Below are 15,772 nucleotides of genomic sequence, written 5' to 3'. Positions count from 1 at the left end.
ACAAAACCTAGTTCCAAAAAACTGGCCGCTACAAAAGCTGGCCACGCGCAAGCCAGCGCCCGCTTTCGCAGATCACCAGGCCTTCAAGTTCCAACTCCGTGAGGGTCGCCAACACCTGGGCCAACGGCCGCCCACTGGCCAGCGCGAGGGCTTCGCTGGTATGGGGCGCCGCGTGCAACAGCGCCACCAGCGGATGTATCACAGGCATCGGCGCCGGGCGTGACAATGCCTGCCAGCCACGCAAGCCTTCGAGGATGTGTTCAATGGTTTCCACCAGCATCGCCCCATCACGGATCAACTGGTGACACCCCTTGGCCCCCGGATGATGGATGGAGCCCGGGATTGCATACACCTCGCGCCCTTGCTCGGCCGCGAGCTTGGCGGTGATCAGCGAGCCGCTGGCCATGCTGGCCTCCACCACCAGCACGCCCAGGGACAGGCCGCTGATGATGCGGTTGCGCCGGGGGAAGTTACCGGCCTGGGGCGCGGCGTCCAGTGGAAACTCGGAAACCACGGCGCTGCCTTGGGCAATCATCGCCGCCGCAAGCCGTCGATGGCGCTGTGGATAAAGATTTTCCAGGCCCGTGCCGAGTACGCCGATTGTATGACCCCCCACATCCAAAGCGGCTTGATGGGCCGCACCGTCGATTCCCAGCGCAAGGCCACTGGTGATGACAAAACCGGCGCTCGCCAGGCTGCGGGAAAATGCGGCGGCCGTGTCCATGCCGGGGCGGGATGCACGGCGGCTGCCGACCATCGCCAGTTGCGGTTTTTCCAGGATCCCGGGGTCGCCGGCGACAAATAAAAGCGGCGGGGCATCATCTATCTGGGCGAGCAGTGCCGGGTACTCAGGTTGGTCCCACATCAGCAAATGCTGGTTCGGACGTTCCAACCAGGCCAACGCCTCACTGGCGCCGTCGCGGATCTCATGGCTACGGCGGGCATCGGCGCTGATGGGTGACAACCCCAAGGAGCGCCACGCGCTGGCCGGGGCACCGATGGCCTTTGAAGCGCTGCCGAACGCTTCGATCAACAACCTAAAACGCTTCGGGCCTACCTCCGGCAGCCTGTGCAGGCGTAGGCGGGCTTCCAGTTCTGAAGGGGAAATTTCATTGCAGTTTTTCGAAAGCATCTGATCATCCTTGACCGGAACAAGCTGTGGATAACTCTGTTGGTAACTTATTTAGCAGGCTATTTATTACGGTCGAGGGGCAGTCTCGAAATGGGGGGTAAAGCCCTTGGGACGTCGTAGTATTAAGAATGGGATTGTGTAACAAGAAATAGTGAATGGCCTGTTGCGTCGCTTGATCCAGCCGCGGGCCGGGCTCTGGAAGCAGGGCCATGGCGAACGAGGCCCATAGCAGCAAGACGAGTAGCGATTTCCTCATGGGGTGAATCTCCTTTATTATGTGCGTTCGCGTGAAATGCCACAGCCTTCGCGGCTTTCGGGCGTTTCACACCGGCCGTATGGGTCCATTCCCACCGCCGATTTGCCTTTACCTCACATGTGCAGCAATTACGCTTATGGCTATTTTGAACATCCTCGAATTCCCCGACTCGCGCCTGCGCACAATCGCCAAGCCGGTGGCCGTAGTGGACGACAAGGTTCGTCAGCTGGTCGATGACATGTTTGAAACAATGTATGAAGCACCTGGTATCGGCCTCGCCGCCACCCAGGTCAACGTGCATCTGCGCGTCGTGGTCATGGACCTGTCGGAAGATCGCAGCGAACCGCGGGTGTATATCAACCCCGAGTTCGAACCGCTGACCGACGAGATGGGCGAATACCAGGAAGGTTGCCTCTCGGTACCGGAGTTCTACGAGAACGTCGAGCGCCCGCTGCGCGTGAAGATCAAGGCCCTCGACCGCGACGGAAAACCGTTCGAACTGATTGCCGAAGGCCTGCTGGCCGTGTGCATCCAGCACGAATGCGACCACCTCAACGGCAAGCTGTTTGTCGATTACCTGTCCACGCTCAAACGCGACCGGATCAAGAAGAAGCTGGAAAAAAAGCATCGCCAGCAAGCTTGATGCCCTCCTTCCAAAGGCTTGCTGCGGCAAGCCTTTTTCTTTTGTGACTGCTTTTAACCGAGACCTCCCATGACCGAGCCATTGCGCATTGTTTTTGCCGGCACGCCTGAATTTGCCGCCGAACACCTCAAGGCCCTGCTTGCCAGCTCTTATGACATCGTCGCGGTGTACACCCAGCCGGATCGCCCGGCCGGTCGCGGGCAAAAACTGATGCCGAGCCCGGTCAAGCAGTTGGCGCTTGAGCACAACATCCCCGTGCTGCAACCGCCGACCCTGCGCAACGCCGAGGCCCAGGCTGAACTGGCGGCGCTGCAACCGGACTTGCTGGTGGTGGTGGCCTACGGTTTGATCCTGCCCCAGGTCGTGCTGGATATTCCACGCCTGGGCTGTATCAACAGCCACGCCTCACTGCTGCCACGCTGGCGCGGTGCGGCGCCGATCCAACGTGCCGTGGAGGCAGGCGACAGCGAAAGCGGCGTGACCGTGATGCGCATGGAGGCGGGTTTGGACACCGGCCCGATGCTGCTCAAGGTCACCACTCCGATCACGGCCCAAGACACCGGTGGCAGCCTGCACGACCGCCTCGCCGAGATGGGCCCGCCCGCCGTGATCCAGGCCATTGCCGGTCTCGCCGCTGGCACCCTGCAAGGTGAGGTGCAGGACGACAGCCTGGCCACCTACGCCCACAAGCTGAACAAGGACGAAGCCCGCATCGACTGGAGCCGCCCGGCTGTGGAGCTGGAACGCCTGGTGCGTGCCTTCAACCCGTGGCCGATCTGCCACAGCACACTCAATGGAGAAGCCTTGAAAGTGTTGGCCGCGACCTTGGCCGACGGCAAAGGCGCACCCGGTGAAATCATCGGTGCCAGCAAGGAGGGGCTGCTGGTCGCTTGCGGCGAACAGGCGCTGTGCCTGACCCGTCTGCAATTGCCCGGTGGCAAGGCGCTTAATTTCAGCGATTTGTACAACAGTCGCCGTGAGAAATTTTCCCTGGGCACGATCCTCGGGGTGGCAGCCCAATGAACCCGCGTCTGGCCGCCGCCAAGGCCCTGGCCGCCGTACTCAACGGCAAGGCTTCGCTGAACAGTTCGCTGCCCACGCAGTTGGACAAGGTCGAAGACCGCGATCGTGGTTTCACCCAGGACCTGGCCTTCGGCACCGCCCGCTGGCAACCACGGTTGTCGGCGCTGGCAGCCAAGCTGCTGCAAAAACCTTTCAAGGCGGCCGATGCTGATGTCGAGGCGCTGCTGCTGGTCGGTCTCTATCAGCTGCTCTACACCCGCGTGCCGGCCCACGCCGCCATCGGTGAAACCGTCGGTTGCGCCGACAAGCTGAAAAAGCCCTGGGCCAAGGCCCTGCTCAACGCGGTACTGCGCCGCGCCCAGCGCGAAAGCGAAGCGCTGCTGGCCGAGTTGGAACATGACCCGGTGGTGCGCACTGCTCACCCGCGCTGGCTGCAAAAATCCCTGAAGGCCTTCTGGCCAGAGCAATGGGAAGCCATTTGCGCGGCCAACAACGCGCACCCGCCGATGATCCTGCGGGTCAACCGTCGCCATCACAGCCGTGATGCGTACCTGCACTTGCTGACGAGCGCAGGGATCAACGCCACGCCATGCGTGTACAGCAGCGACGGCATCGTGCTGGAAGCGGCCACCGACGTGCGCAGTCTGCCGGGCTTCGCCGAAGGCTGGATCAGTGTGCAGGACGAGGCCGCGCAACTGGCCGCCGACCTGCTCGACCTGGCTCCCGGTCAGCGTGTACTGGACGCCTGCTGTGCTCCGGGCGGTAAGACCTGTCACATCCTCGAAGTCGAAAAGGACCTGGCCGGTGTAGTGGCGGTCGATCTGGAAGCCAAGCGTCTGGTGCGTGTACGGGAGAACCTCGCGCGCCTGGGCCTCAGCGCCGAGCTGATCGCTGCCGACGGCCGCGACACCACCACCTGGTGGGACGGCAAACCGTTCCAACGCATCCTGCTTGACGCGCCGTGTTCCGCCACCGGTGTGATCCGCCGTCACCCGGACATCAAGCTCACCCGCCAACCCGACGACATCGCCGCCCTGGCGGTGCTGCAAGGCGAACTGCTCGACGCACTGTGGCCGACCCTCGAAGTCGGCGGCATCCTGCTTTACGCCACCTGCTCCACCTTGCCCACCGAAAACACCGAGGTGATCGAAGCCTTTCTCGCCCGCACCAGCGGCGCACGGGAACTGGACCTCGCCACGGCCGCCGGTATCAAGCAGCCCCATGGCCGCCAGTTACTTGCGCAGGAAGGCGGGCATGATGGTTTCTACTACGCCAAACTGATCAAGATCGCCGCCGCGCGCGGCTGAACGGGTTTAAGGGAGTGACCGGATGAAAATCATCATCCTTGGAGCAGGGCAGGTTGGCGGCACACTGGCCGAACATTTGGCCAGTGAAGCCAATGACATCACCGTGGTCGACACCGATGCCGAGCGCCTGCGCAACCTGGGCGACCGCCTGGATATCCGCACCGTACAAGGCCGGGCGTCGTTTCCCACCGTGCTGCGTCAGGCGGGTGCCGACGACGCCGACATGCTGGTCGCGGTCACCAACAGCGACGAGACCAATATGGTCGCCTGCCAGGTCGCCCACACCCTGTTCCACACCCCGACCAAGATCGCCCGGGTGCGTGAAGCCGCCTACCTGACCCGCGCCGGTCTGTTTGATAACGACGCTATCCCCGTGGACGTGCTGATCAGCCCGGAACAGGTCGTCACCCACTACATCAAGCGCCTGATCGAAATCCCCGGCGCCTTGCAGGTGATCGACTTCGCCGGCGGCAAGGCGCAACTGGTGGCCGTGAAGGCCTACTACGGTGGGCCGCTGGTGGGTCAGCAGTTGCGTCAACTGCGTGAACACATGCCGAATGTGGAAACCCGCGTAGCCGCGATTTTCCGACGTGACCGGCCGATCCTGCCCCAGGGCGATACGGTGATCGAGGCCGATGACGAAGTATTCTTCATCGCTGCCAAAGCGAATATTCGTGCCGTCATGAGTGAAATGCGTCGGCTCGATGAGAGCTACAAACGCATCGTCATCGCCGGCGGCGGGCAGATTGGCGAGCGTCTGGCCGAAGCGATCGAGAGTCGCTACCAGGTGAAAATCATCGAGATGAGCCCGGCACGCTGCCGACATTTGTCCGACACCCTGGACAGCACGGTCGTACTGCAAGGCAGTGCCTCGGACCGCGACCTGCTGATGGAAGAAAACATCGCCGATGCGGATATTTTCCTGGCCCTGACCAACGATGACGAGGCCAACATCATGTCGTCGCTGCTGGCCAAGCGGCTGGGGGCCAAGAAGGTCATGACCATCATCAACAACCCGGCCTACGTCGACCTGATCCAGGGCGGCGATATCGACATCGCCATCAGCCCGCAACTGGCCACCATCGGCACCTTGCTTGCCCACGTGCGCCGTGGCGATATCGTCAGCGTGCACTCCCTGCGCCGGGGCGCGGCGGAGGCCATCGAAGCGATTGCCCACGGTGATTCGAAGTCGAGCAAAGTGATCGGCAAGGCCATCCGCGATATAGGCCTGCCGCCGGGCACCACCATTGGCGCAATCATTCGTGATGAGGAAGTGATCATCGCCCACGACGACACGGTGATCGCCACGGGTGACCACGTGATCCTGTTCCTGGTGGATAAAAAACATATCCGCGATGTGGAGAAGCTGTTCCACGTGGGATTGAGCTTTTTCTGATCAACCGGAGTGACCGACATGCTCGAATCCCTGGAAAAAATGCTCGCCAAGGGTGTGGATAATTCCCTGCTGCGCTTTGGGTTGGGCAAGGGTTATCTGGACCTGAAGGACAATGCCAAGGCGGCGGAGCATTTGCACAAATGCGTCGAGTTCGATCCGAAGTATTCGGCGGCGTGGAAGTTGTTGGGCAAGGCGCAGCTGGGGCAGGGTGATAACGCCGCGGCGCGACAGGCGTGGGAGAAGGGCATCGAAGCGGCCCAGGCCCATGGCGACAAGCAGGCCGAGAAAGAAATGACGGTGTTCCTGAAGAAACTCGAGCGCCAGGCCTGAGCAGATCGAAAATGTGGGAGGGGCAAGCTCCCTCCCACATTTGGTCAGCTGTGGGTCAGTACCACCGTTCTTCACCCGGCGGGCGTTTCTTGAAGCGCTTCATGCTCCACATGTACTGGCTCGGGTAGGCACCGACATAACGCTCCACCACTTTACTCATCGCCGCGCAGGACGTGGCGGTGTCGGTGCTGTACATGTCTTCCGGCGCCGCTTCCAGGATCACTTTGTAGCCCGAACCGTCCGGCAGCCGCAGGGCATGCAGGAACACACCGACCGCCTTGTGGCCGGCGAGCATGTTCGGCACAAACTTGCTGGTGAGCGCCTGGGTGGCGAAGAACGGCACGAAGATCCCGGCGGACTCCGCGGGCTCCGGGTCGGCCGGAATACCCACCTGGCCGCCTTTGCGCACTTCCTTGATCACACTGAGGATGCCTTCCTTGGTGGACGCCGCCACGCGGTTACCCAGTTGTACGCGCTGCTTGCGCAGCAATTCATCCACCGCCTTGAGCTTGGGCGGACGGTAAAAAATGATCGGTTTGCACTGGCTGCAATAGAAGTGGTTCAACACCTCCCAGTTGCCCAGGTGGCTGGTGATGCCGACCACACCTTTGCCCGAGGCCAGGGCTTCGTGCAGCACCTCGAGGCCTTCGACTTCACGCACCAGGTCGATGGAGCGCTGGGCCGGCCAGATCCAGGCGCAGGCGCTTTCGGTCAGGGACTTGCCGATGTCCTTCAGGCTCTGGCCAACCAGGCGCTCGCGCGCGTCGGGGTCCATGTCCGGGAAGCATTTAGAGAGGTTGATCCGCACCGTGTCACGGGAGCGGTTAGGGGTTTTCCACATGATCCAGCCGATGGCCGTGCCGACCGCTTGAACCGCGCGCCAGGGCAATAGGGCAAACAACCGAAGAGCGCCTACCAGCAAGGCGCCTTTAAACTTTTCCACAGGTCACTCCTGATCGTGTGTGGTGCGCAAAGCCGCCATTCTAACCGGCGTTGACCAAGTCCGCGTAACGGTCGCAGTCCTGGGTATGGTCCATGACCATGCCCGAGGCCTGCATGAACGCGTAACAGATGGTCGGGCCGACAAAGGTGAAGCCGGCTTTCTTGAGTGCTTTGCTCATGGCTTCAGCCTCCGGCGTAATCGCCGGCACTTCGCTGCGGTCCTTGAAATGGTTGACCTTGGGCACGCCGCCGACAAACGACCAGAGCCACCCCACCGGATCTTCAAGCGCCAGCCAGGCTGCGGCGTTGCGCCGGGTGGCATTGAGCTTGAGGCGGTTACGCACAATGCCAGGGTCAAGCATCAGCGCTTCGATCTCGGCATCGGTCAGCTGTGCCAGACGCAGGGCATCAAAACCAAACAAGACCTTTCGATAATGCTCGCGTTTGCGTAAAACGGTGATCCAGGACAGGCCCGCCTGGAACCCTTCGAGCAAAAGCAACTCGAACAAACCCTGCGCATCGCGCAGCGGCGTTCCCCACTCCTGATCGTGATAAGCCATGTACAGCGGATCTTCAGAACACCAAAAGCAGCGTGGCATAAGGCTCCAGGGGATGGTGGCGCGGCCGAATCGGGTATACTCCCGCTCTTTAAATCGCAGCCCAAGTAACAGGTGAATTTCGTGAGCCAGCCTACGCCAGCCGTGCGTACCTTCCAAGACTTGATCCTCGCCCTCCAGCAATACTGGGCCGAGCAAGGTTGTGTGGTACTTCAGCCCTACGATATGGAAGTAGGCGCCGGCACTTTCCACACCGCTACATTCCTGCGGGCCATCGGCCCGGAAACCTGGAACGCCGCTTATGTGCAGCCCAGTCGTCGCCCGACTGACGGCCGCTACGGCGAAAACCCGAACCGTCTGCAGCACTACTATCAGTTCCAGGTAGTCCTGAAGCCGAACCCGGACAACTTCCAGGAACTGTACCTGGGCTCGCTCAAGCACGTGGGCCTCGACCCGCTGGTGCACGACATCCGTTTCGTCGAAGACAACTGGGAGTCGCCCACCCTCGGCGCCTGGGGCCTGGGCTGGGAAGTCTGGCTCAATGGCATGGAAGTCACCCAGTTCACCTACTTCCAGCAGGCCGGTGGCATCGAGTGCTACCCGGTAACCGGTGAGATCACCTACGGCCTCGAGCGCCTGGCCATGTACCTGCAGGGCGTGGATTCGGTCTACGACCTGGTGTGGGCTGACGGCCCGTTCGGCAAAGTGACCTATGGCGATGTGTTCCACCAGAACGAAGTGGAGCAATCGACCTACAACTTCGAACACGCCAACGTCGACAAGCTGTTCGAACTGTTCGACTTCTATGAAAGCGAAGCCAAGCGCCTGATCGAACTCGACCAGCCGCTGCCGTTGCCGAGCTATGAAATGGTGTTGAAGGCCTCCCATACCTTCAACCTGCTGGACGCCCGTCGTGCCATCTCGGTAACCGCGCGCCAGCAATACATCCTGCGTGTACGCACCCTGGCGCGTTCCGTCGCCCAAGCCTACCTGCTGGCTCGCGCCAAGCTGGGCTTCCCGATGGCCACCCCGGACCTGCGTGATGAAGTGTTGGCTAAGCTGGAGGCTGCACAATGAGTGCTCAAGATTTCCTGGTTGAACTGGGCACCGAAGAGCTGCCACCCAAGGCACTCAATACCCTGGCCGATGCGTTCCTGGCCGGTATCGAAAAAGGCCTGCAGAGCGCCGGCCTGAAGTTTGAAGCGAAAAAAGTCTACGCCGCGCCGCGCCGCCTGGCCGTGTTGCTGACCGCGCTGGAAACCCAGCAACCGGACCGCAGCATCAACCTCGACGGCCCGCCACGCCAGGCGGCTTTCGACGCCGAAGGCAACCCGACCCAAGCCGCACTGGGCTTCGCCAAGAAGTGTGGCGTCGAGCTGAGCGAGATCGACCAGAGCGGCCCGAAACTGCGTTTCAGCCAGGTCATCACAGGCAAGCCCACCGCCAGCCTGTTGCCGACCATCGTCGAAGACTCCCTGAACGACCTGCCGATTCCCAAGCGCATGCGCTGGGGCGCGCGCAAGGAAGAGTTCGTGCGCCCGACCCAGTGGCTGGTGATGCTGCTCGGTGACCAGGTCATCGATTGCACCATCCTCGCCCAGAAAGCTGGCCGTGATTCCCGTGGCCATCGCTTCCACCATCCACAAGCGGTGCGCATCACTTCGCCGGCTAACTATGCCGCCGATCTGCGTGCTGCCTACGTGCTGGCCGATGCCAACGAGCGTCGCGATCTGATCAGCAAACGCACCGAAGAACTCGCCCGCCTGCAGGAAGGCACCGCCATCGTGCCGCCAAGCCTGCTCGACGAAGTGACCGCGCTGGTTGAATGGCCGGTGCCGCTGGTGTGCTCGTTCGAAGAACGTTTCCTCGATGTGCCGCAGGAAGCGCTGATCACCACCATGCAGGACAACCAGAAGTATTTCTGCCTGCTGGACGTGGACGGCAAGTTGCTGCCGCGCTTTATCACCGTGGCCAACATCGAAAGCAAGGACCCGCAGCAGATCATCGCCGGTAACGAGAAAGTCGTGCGTCCGCGCCTGACTGACGCCGAGTTCTTCTTCAAGCAAGACAAGAAGCAGAAGCTGGAAGACTTCAACCTGCGCCTGCAGAACGTGGTGTTCCAGGAAAAACTTGGCAGCGTCTACGACAAGGCCGTGCGCGTTTCCAAGCTGGCGGCCTACATTGCCCCACGCATCGGCGGTGATGCCGCCTGGGCTGCGCGTGCAGGCTTGCTGTCCAAGTGCGACCTGGCCACCGAAATGGTCGGCGAGTTCCCGGAGATGCAGGGCGTTGCCGGTTACTACTACGCCCTCAACGATGGCGAGGCGGACGATGTCGCGCTGGCGCTGAACGAGCAGTACATGCCGCGTGGCGCCGGCGCCGAGCTGCCGACCACCCTGACCGGTGCGGCCGTGGCCATCGCCGACAAGCTGGATACCCTCGTCGGTATCTTCGGTATCGGCATGCTGCCTACCGGTAGCAAAGACCCGTATGCCCTGCGTCGCGCGGCCCTCGGCGTGCTGCGTATCCTGATCGACAAGAAACTCGACCTCGACCTGACCCAGGCCGTGGTGTTCGCGGTCGGCCAGTTCGGTGGCAAGGTCAAGCAAGCCGGCCTGGCCGAGCAAGTGCTGGAGTTCGTGTTCGACCGCCTGCGTGCGCGTTATGAAGACGAAGGCGTGGACGTTTCCGTCTACCTGTCGGTACGTGCCCTGCAACCGGGTTCGGCGCTGGACTTCGATCAACGCGTACAAGCCGTACAGGCGTTCCGTAAGCTGCCGGAAGCCGACGCCCTGGCCGCTGTGAACAAGCGTGTGTCGAACCTGCTGGGCAAGGCCGAAGGCCTGGGCAACGCCGATGTCGACCCAGGCCTGTTCGCCGACGCCAAGGAGTTCTCGCTGAATTCTGCCATTGCCAAGGCAGAGAACGCGGTGAAGCCGCTGATCGCCGAACGCAATTACGCCGAAGCCCTGGCACGCCTGGCGACCTTGCGTGAGCCGGTGGATGCGTTCTTCGAAGCGGTGATGATCAATGCCGAAGATGCCGGCGTGCGGAAAAACCGCTACGCCATGCTGGCGCGTCTGCGTGGCCTGTTCGTCAACATCGCTGACATTTCTACGCTGAGCTGACCATGTTGAAACTGCTGATTCTCGATCGGGACGGGGTGATCAACTACGACTCCGACGCTTACATCAAGTCGGTGGCGGAATGGATTCCACTGCCCGGTTCGATCGAGGCCATCGCGCAGTTGAGCAAAGCCGGCTGGACGGTGGCCATCGCCACCAACCAGTCCGGCATCGCCCGCGGCTATTACGACATCGCCACCCTGGACGCCATGCACACGCGCTTGCGCACGCTGGTGGCGGAGCAGGGCGGGGAAGTGGGGCTGGTGGTGTACTGCCCTCACGGGCCGGATGAGGGCTGCGATTGCCGCAAACCCAAGCCTGGCATGTTGAAAACCATTGCAGAACATTACAAGGTGCCCTTGGCTGGGATATGGTTCGTCGGGGACAGCCTCGGTGACCTGGAGGCGGCCAAAGCCGTCGACTCTCAGCCAGTTTTGGTAAAGACCGGGAAAGGCGAAAAGACCCAGGCGAAAAACCTGCCGGTAGGCACCTTGATTTTTGACGATCTGGCGGCGGTTGCCGCAGAACTTATCAACAACTAGCCGCCCTCGACTTCCTGGCCAAGGACTGTTCGGGAGTGCGCTTTTAACAGGCGGGCCATGTCCCGCAACGGTAAATGCCGCCATGTCGATTTTGCAGGCCATCAGAACCTTTTTCTTTTACCTGCTGCTGGGCACCAGTTCGTTTCTCTGGTGCACCCTGAGCTTTTTTATTGCGCCGTTCCTGCCGTTCAAGGCGCGCTATCGCTTTATCAACGTCTATTGGTGCCGCTGCGCGTTGTGGCTGACCAAGGCGTTCCTGAACATTCGTTTCGAGATCAAGGGCGCTGAAAACGTACCGGAGCAGCCGTGCGTGATTCTGTCGAACCACCAGAGCACCTGGGAGACCTTCTTCCTCTCGGCTTACTTCTCGCCGTTGAGCCAGGTGCTCAAGCGCGAGCTGCTGTACGTGCCGTTCTTCGGCTGGGCCATGGCCATGTTGCGCCCGATCGCCATCGACCGTGACAACCCCAAGGCGGCGCTCAAGCACGTCGCCAAGAAGGGCGATGAACTGCTCAAGGATGGCGTGTGGGTGCTGATCTTCCCGGAAGGTACGCGGGTACCCTTTGGGACAGTAGGCAAGTTCTCTCGCGGCGGTACCGCATTGGCAGTTAACGCAAACCTGCCGGTGCTGCCGATTGCGCATAACGCCGGCAAGTTCTGGCCGAAGGCGGGTTGGGCAAAACGCGCAGGCACCATCACTGTGGTGATAGGCGAGCCAATGTACGCAGAAGGGGAAGGCCCACGCGCCATTGCCGCGCTGAATGACCGTGCCCAGGCATGGAATGAAGCGCAGCAGCGGGCCATGGGTTCCCTACCGCCAGAGCCGATTGTGGTGGAGACGCCGGTGGTATGAGCATCTGTGGATAACCTGTGTACGCTTTGTTGGCGAATTGGCTTTTTTTGGTCCTAATAAGTTGATTTAGTTAGATATTTCCAAATCCATTAAAATCGCAAAAAACGTGCATAAGTTTTTTCCTTCATTAAAAAACCGGTCCTTGAGACCGGTTTTTTATGCACAGCGGAAAAGTACGTTTTAGCAGTCGTCCAGCAAGGGCAACTGCAGGCGGAAAGTGGTGCCTTTGCCCACGGTGCTTTCACACTCGATACGGCCCCCATGACGCTCCACCACCGCCTTGACCATGCTCAGTCCCAACCCCAGCCCTTCGCTGCCTTGGGCCGAGTCAAAGCGCTTGTACTGGCTGAACAGTTCAGGCAAATCCTCGGCGGCTATGCCTGGGCCCTGGTCGCTGATGCGGCATTCCAGCCAGCCTTGCGCGCTGCTGTGTCGCAGCCGGACAGTGGTACCGGACGGGGAATATTTGATCGCGTTCTCCAGCACATTGAACAATGCGCGGGTGAGCAGCGATTGATCGGCTGACACCATCCCTTCGTCGGCCTCGTCCAGATCGTGGACCAGGTGAATCCCCTTGAGCTGGGCGATCACGGCCACTTGATCAAAGGCATCCATTACCAACATGGCGAACAGCGTAGGCTCGAACTGGTAGCCATCGGCCTCAGCCCTCGCCAGTTGCACAAATGATTCGGTCAGGCTCAAGGCGCGGCGTACTTGTTGCTCTATCTGTGCAAATATCGGCGACTCACTGTCGTGCACATCCAACAGGGCGAGGATCGCCGAGTGGGGGGCGCGCAAGTCGTGGGAGAGGAAGCGCAGCATGGTTTCCCGATGCTGCTGGGCCTCGCGCTCCTTGCTCAGGTCGGTGAGGCTCAGCAGCCATCCCAGCGCGACATCCCCTTCGGCCGGCAGCAAGGGGGCAAGCTCCATGCGCAGGCTGCGTTGGTGGATATCACGAAACTCAACGAGTTCCAGTGTCGAGAGGGTAGGGCGTACGCCATTGTGCAGCGGCGGATAACCCAGGTCGGCCAGTTGCTCCAGAAGGTTATGGTTGATCAAGTCATTGCCGAACACTTCCCGGGCGATGCGGTTGGCCAACAGGACATTACCCTGGGTGTCTGTGATCAGTGTCGCCACCGGCAGGCATTCCAATCCATCAGCCATAAACCGTCGCGTGTCCCGCGTACGACTGACGGCTTGCTCCAAGGCAAAGATACGGCCCTGCAATACGTCACCCTTATTGGCGGGTGCACGGCGGCGCTCGGGCAAGACTTTGGGTTCGTTATCCAGGCGCGCCAATTCCCAGCCGAAGTAGGCCAGGATCACGCTGAGACGCCGCCAGTTCCAGATCAGGTAGCTGAGCAGCAAACCGATCAAGCAGGCCGCAGGCGACCACCAGTAGCCCAGGCGCAATAAGGCCGCTGAACCGAGCAAGGCCAAGCACATGCATCCCAGGGTCATCCACAGCGCATAGCGTGGGCGGTAGAGCAGCAGGCCCAGCAACATCGCCACCAGGGACGTTGCGATCAGTGCGGCCAGCCAGCCGGGCAAGTCCACAATACTTCGATCTTGCAGCAAGCCATTGAGCACATTGGCCTGGATCTCCACACCCGCTGTGGTGCCAGCCATAGGAGAGAGCGGTGTGACAAAGCGATCGCCCATGCCCGACGCTGTCGCCCCCACCAGAATCAGACGGCCCCGCAACCGCTCAGGAGGGACCTCACCACGTAATACGCTGACATAAGACACGCTCGGGAAATGGGTGTCGGCAGCAATAAACGGGATACGGACCGCATGCTCCCGGTGCCAATCCTGGGTGATCGATGGCAGAGGTTCCCCGGGCATCTCGGCCGATTGCCCGCTCATCGCGAAAGCCAGCCACGCTAACTGAAGCGCCGTGGCACCGGCTGGCCCCTCGCGCATATACAGCCTGCGGACCACGCCATCGCTATCCGCCTCCACATTGATATGCCCGACACCCTTGGCACATTTGAGCAGCGACAGCATTTGTGCCCCAGACTGGCTGTAGCTGGCCGAATCGTCACGAGCCAAGGGCAACAATACGTTGCCGGCGTTGCACACCGCGTCGGCCAGGCGCTTGTCATTGACCGGGTTACCGGGCTCGCTGAAGATCACATCAAACAGGATACCGGCCGGCTGCGCCGCGCTCAGGCGATCGATCAGGTCGGCGTGCACACTGCGCGGCCAGGGCCACTGGCCGAGTTTCTTCAGGCTAGGGTCATCGATGGTTACCAGCAGGATGCGCGGATCCACCGGCAGGGGCGCCAGACGTCGAAGGCTGTCGTATAGCGGGTTGTTCAAGGCCAGGCCAGGACTCATCGAGAGGTATGCAGTGATTGGCAACAGCAGCAAACCGATCCATAACCACTCACGTACCAGACCGTGGAACAGGCGCTGGGCATGGGTGGGTTGGCGCTTTTCGGCCTTTCCCCAGAGCATCATGGATCAACGCGCTTGAGTTGTTGGCGTGCGATAGAAGATGGCATAGCCCCCCGATTCCTCCTCAGGCGTTGCACGGCGTAAGCCGACACGCGTACGTGATAGAACGACGCATTGAGCCCAGTGAAGCTCATTTTCGACACGGTGGAAAAAATTTCCTGCTGGATGTTCATAACGGCGGGGAGTCCAAAGGGCATCCACTATCGGGGCACAGGAGTTTACGACAGCGCATGCGTCGGCTGATCCTTTTCCTTAACGCCTGGAGCCGGTATCTTTCCCACATAGGTATGGAGGGCTTTCAATGGCGTATTCGCTTATTGATCCCAGCGTACCGAGAGATCCAAGGGGTCGACGAACCTGAGCACAATTCTTCAGATTCATTGACCGGCATCTGCGCAGTACGTGCCCCTCAATACGACTGCCGTACTCTTCAAGAAGAAAGGACCCCCCCATGCGTGTCGCAATACTGGATGACGAACCCGCTGAATTGCGACGGGTGGAACAGACACTGCGACAAATCCCCAGCACCGCCGAACAACCCTGGACACTGCATTGCTTCGAGCGCGGCGAAGACCTGCTGCGACAATTGCGCCGGGAGACCTTCGACCTGCTGATACTCGACTGGCAACTGCCCGACATCACCGGTATTGCCTTATTGCGCTGGACCCGTGAACACATGGAGTCGCCACCTGCAGTCATCATGCTCACCAGCCGTGATGCCGAAAGCGATATCGTCAGCGCATTGAACAGCGGGGCCGACGACTACGTCAGCAAACCCTTTCGACCTAACGAACTGAAGGCACGAGTGACAGCCGTTCTACGTCGGCATGGCCTGCAGAGATCGGCAACCCCTGAAGTGCAGAGTTTCAACGACCTGACCTTCGACGATGCAGAGTTGACCGTCACACGCGCAGGCAAACCGATCAACCTTACCGAGCGCGAATATCGCCTGGCGAGCTGCTTGTTCGCCAACCTGGCTCGGCCGCTGTCACGCGAGTACCTTTATGAGCGGTTCTGGACCCATGAAGAAATGGTGTCCTCCCGGCCACTGGATACGCATATCTATCGGCTACGCAACAAGCTCGGGCTTACCGCTGACAGGGGTTGGCAATTGTTGACGATCTATGGGTATGGGTATCGATTGGAGAGTGTGGCGGCGGCTTCTTCTCATGGATAAAAACCACGATGTTCCACGTGGAGCATTTG

14 protein-coding genes and 1 pseudogene are annotated in these 15,772 nt (G+C 60.9%); 10 read left to right on the top strand and 5 right to left on the bottom strand.

The annotated features are described in order from the left end of the window. Window positions 1-28 precede the first annotated feature (28 nt). Entirely contained in the window at window positions 29-1,132 is a 1,104-nt protein-coding gene (gene dprA / locus J1N02_RS13645) for a DNA-processing protein DprA (protein ID WP_421147410.1), read from the bottom strand. 118 nt (window positions 1,133-1,250) lie between these two features. Further along, window positions 1,251-1,388: pseudogene (locus J1N02_RS13640) on the bottom strand (peptidoglycan-binding protein); the annotation flags it as partial. A gap of 136 nt (window positions 1,389-1,524) precedes the next feature. Here J1N02_RS13640 and def point away from each other — a divergent pair. The 5 genes from def (at window position 1,525) to J1N02_RS13615 (ending at window position 6,087) form a co-directional block, all read left to right on the top strand. Further along, complete coding sequence (def, locus tag J1N02_RS13635) at window positions 1,525-2,031, top strand: peptide deformylase (protein WP_005783383.1); 507 nt, start codon at window positions 1,525-1,527, stop codon at window positions 2,029-2,031. Between the two features lie 69 nt (window positions 2,032-2,100). Further along, complete coding sequence (fmt, locus tag J1N02_RS13630) at window positions 2,101-3,054, top strand: methionyl-tRNA formyltransferase (RefSeq protein ID WP_421147409.1); 954 nt, start codon at window positions 2,101-2,103, stop codon at window positions 3,052-3,054. Next, window positions 3,051-4,361 (top strand): 16S rRNA (cytosine(967)-C(5))-methyltransferase RsmB, encoded by a 1,311-nt coding sequence (rsmB, locus tag J1N02_RS13625; protein WP_421147408.1) that lies wholly within the window; start codon window positions 3,051-3,053, stop codon window positions 4,359-4,361. Before fmt ends, rsmB begins: the two co-directional genes overlap by 4 nt. 22 nt (window positions 4,362-4,383) lie before the next feature. Continuing rightward, on the top strand, window positions 4,384-5,757 hold the full coding sequence (gene trkA, locus J1N02_RS13620; RefSeq protein WP_027608153.1) for a Trk system potassium transporter TrkA: 1,374 nt from the start codon (window positions 4,384-4,386) through the stop codon (window positions 5,755-5,757). 18 nt (window positions 5,758-5,775) lie between these two features. Beyond that, the gene (locus J1N02_RS13615) at window positions 5,776-6,087 is read left to right on the top strand and encodes a tetratricopeptide repeat protein (RefSeq protein WP_092488126.1); all 312 of its coding nucleotides are present in this window, start codon (window positions 5,776-5,778) and stop codon (window positions 6,085-6,087) included. 55 nt (window positions 6,088-6,142) lie between these two features. Here J1N02_RS13615 and J1N02_RS13610 read toward each other — a convergent pair whose 3' ends face one another. Together J1N02_RS13610 and J1N02_RS13605 are read right to left on the bottom strand one after the other, a co-directional pair. Then, window positions 6,143-7,030 carry a lysophospholipid acyltransferase gene (locus J1N02_RS13610; protein WP_330215322.1) on the bottom strand — a complete coding sequence of 296 codons (888 nt, stop codon included), beginning with the start codon at window positions 7,028-7,030 and terminating at the stop codon, window positions 6,143-6,145. Window positions 7,031-7,070: 40 nt separating this feature from the next. Further along, a complete protein-coding gene (locus tag J1N02_RS13605; protein WP_027608156.1) occupies window positions 7,071-7,628 on the bottom strand; it encodes a DNA-3-methyladenine glycosylase I in 558 nt (185 codons plus the stop codon). Window positions 7,629-7,709: 81 nt separating this feature from the next. Between J1N02_RS13605 and glyQ the strand changes: the two genes are divergently transcribed. From glyQ to J1N02_RS13585, 4 genes are all read left to right on the top strand, one after another. Then, window positions 7,710-8,663: a glycine--tRNA ligase subunit alpha gene (gene glyQ / locus J1N02_RS13600; RefSeq protein ID WP_003187265.1), complete on the top strand. Its 954-nt coding sequence runs from the start codon at window positions 7,710-7,712 to the stop codon at window positions 8,661-8,663. After that, window positions 8,660-10,714 (top strand): glycine--tRNA ligase subunit beta, encoded by a 2,055-nt coding sequence (gene glyS, locus J1N02_RS13595; protein WP_027608157.1) that lies wholly within the window; start codon window positions 8,660-8,662, stop codon window positions 10,712-10,714. The genes glyQ and glyS overlap by 4 nt, the downstream gene beginning before the upstream one ends. 2 nt (window positions 10,715-10,716) lie before the next feature. Then, window positions 10,717-11,253 carry a D-glycero-beta-D-manno-heptose 1,7-bisphosphate 7-phosphatase gene (gmhB, locus tag J1N02_RS13590; protein ID WP_166655292.1) on the top strand — a complete coding sequence of 179 codons (537 nt, stop codon included), beginning with the start codon at window positions 10,717-10,719 and terminating at the stop codon, window positions 11,251-11,253. Between the two features lie 82 nt (window positions 11,254-11,335). After that, complete coding sequence (locus J1N02_RS13585) at window positions 11,336-12,106, top strand: lysophospholipid acyltransferase family protein (RefSeq protein WP_027608159.1); 771 nt, start codon at window positions 11,336-11,338, stop codon at window positions 12,104-12,106. Window positions 12,107-12,286: 180 nt separating this feature from the next. Here J1N02_RS13585 and J1N02_RS13580 read toward each other — a convergent pair whose 3' ends face one another. Beyond that, window positions 12,287-14,569, bottom strand: a complete 2,283-nt coding sequence (locus J1N02_RS13580) for a CHASE2 domain-containing protein (protein WP_098480673.1) — start codon at window positions 14,567-14,569, stop codon at window positions 12,287-12,289. 448 nt (window positions 14,570-15,017) lie between these two features. On the opposite strand from J1N02_RS13580, the gene J1N02_RS13575 reads away from it, so the two are divergent. Beyond that, window positions 15,018-15,743 (top strand): response regulator transcription factor, encoded by a 726-nt coding sequence (locus J1N02_RS13575; protein WP_027608161.1) that lies wholly within the window; start codon window positions 15,018-15,020, stop codon window positions 15,741-15,743. Window positions 15,744-15,772: the final 29 nt, after the last annotated feature.

Origin of the sequence: Pseudomonas sp. NFX5, assembly GCF_049132125.1 — a bacterium.
In the GTDB taxonomy this organism is placed as follows: Bacteria; Pseudomonadota; Gammaproteobacteria; order Pseudomonadales; family Pseudomonadaceae; genus Aquipseudomonas; species Aquipseudomonas marginalis.
The sequence above is the reverse complement of the archived record's forward strand: the minus strand, read 5'-3'. Positions and strand labels throughout refer to the sequence as shown.

What these genes read in the sequence shown, in the direction of transcription:
- J1N02_RS13580 (WP_098480673.1), bottom strand. Translation starts at nt 14,569, where the DNA reads ATGATGCTCTGGGGAAAGGCCGAAAAGCGCCAACCCACCCATGCCCAG.
- def (WP_005783383.1), top strand. Translation starts at nt 1,525, where the DNA reads ATGGCTATTTTGAACATCCTCGAATTCCCCGACTCGCGCCTGCGCACA.
- trkA (WP_027608153.1), top strand. Translation starts at nt 4,384, where the DNA reads ATGAAAATCATCATCCTTGGAGCAGGGCAGGTTGGCGGCACACTGGCC.
- glyS (WP_027608157.1), top strand. Translation starts at nt 8,660, where the DNA reads ATGAGTGCTCAAGATTTCCTGGTTGAACTGGGCACCGAAGAGCTGCCA.
- J1N02_RS13615 (WP_092488126.1), top strand. Translation starts at nt 5,776, where the DNA reads ATGCTCGAATCCCTGGAAAAAATGCTCGCCAAGGGTGTGGATAATTCC.
- J1N02_RS13605 (WP_027608156.1), bottom strand. Translation starts at nt 7,628, where the DNA reads ATGCCACGCTGCTTTTGGTGTTCTGAAGATCCGCTGTACATGGCTTAT.
- gmhB (WP_166655292.1), top strand. Translation starts at nt 10,717, where the DNA reads ATGTTGAAACTGCTGATTCTCGATCGGGACGGGGTGATCAACTACGAC.
- rsmB (WP_421147408.1), top strand. Translation starts at nt 3,051, where the DNA reads ATGAACCCGCGTCTGGCCGCCGCCAAGGCCCTGGCCGCCGTACTCAAC.
- fmt (WP_421147409.1), top strand. Translation starts at nt 2,101, where the DNA reads ATGACCGAGCCATTGCGCATTGTTTTTGCCGGCACGCCTGAATTTGCC.
- J1N02_RS13585 (WP_027608159.1), top strand. Translation starts at nt 11,336, where the DNA reads ATGTCGATTTTGCAGGCCATCAGAACCTTTTTCTTTTACCTGCTGCTG.
- dprA (WP_421147410.1), bottom strand. Translation starts at nt 1,132, where the DNA reads ATGCTTTCGAAAAACTGCAATGAAATTTCCCCTTCAGAACTGGAAGCC.
- J1N02_RS13575 (WP_027608161.1), top strand. Translation starts at nt 15,018, where the DNA reads ATGCGTGTCGCAATACTGGATGACGAACCCGCTGAATTGCGACGGGTG.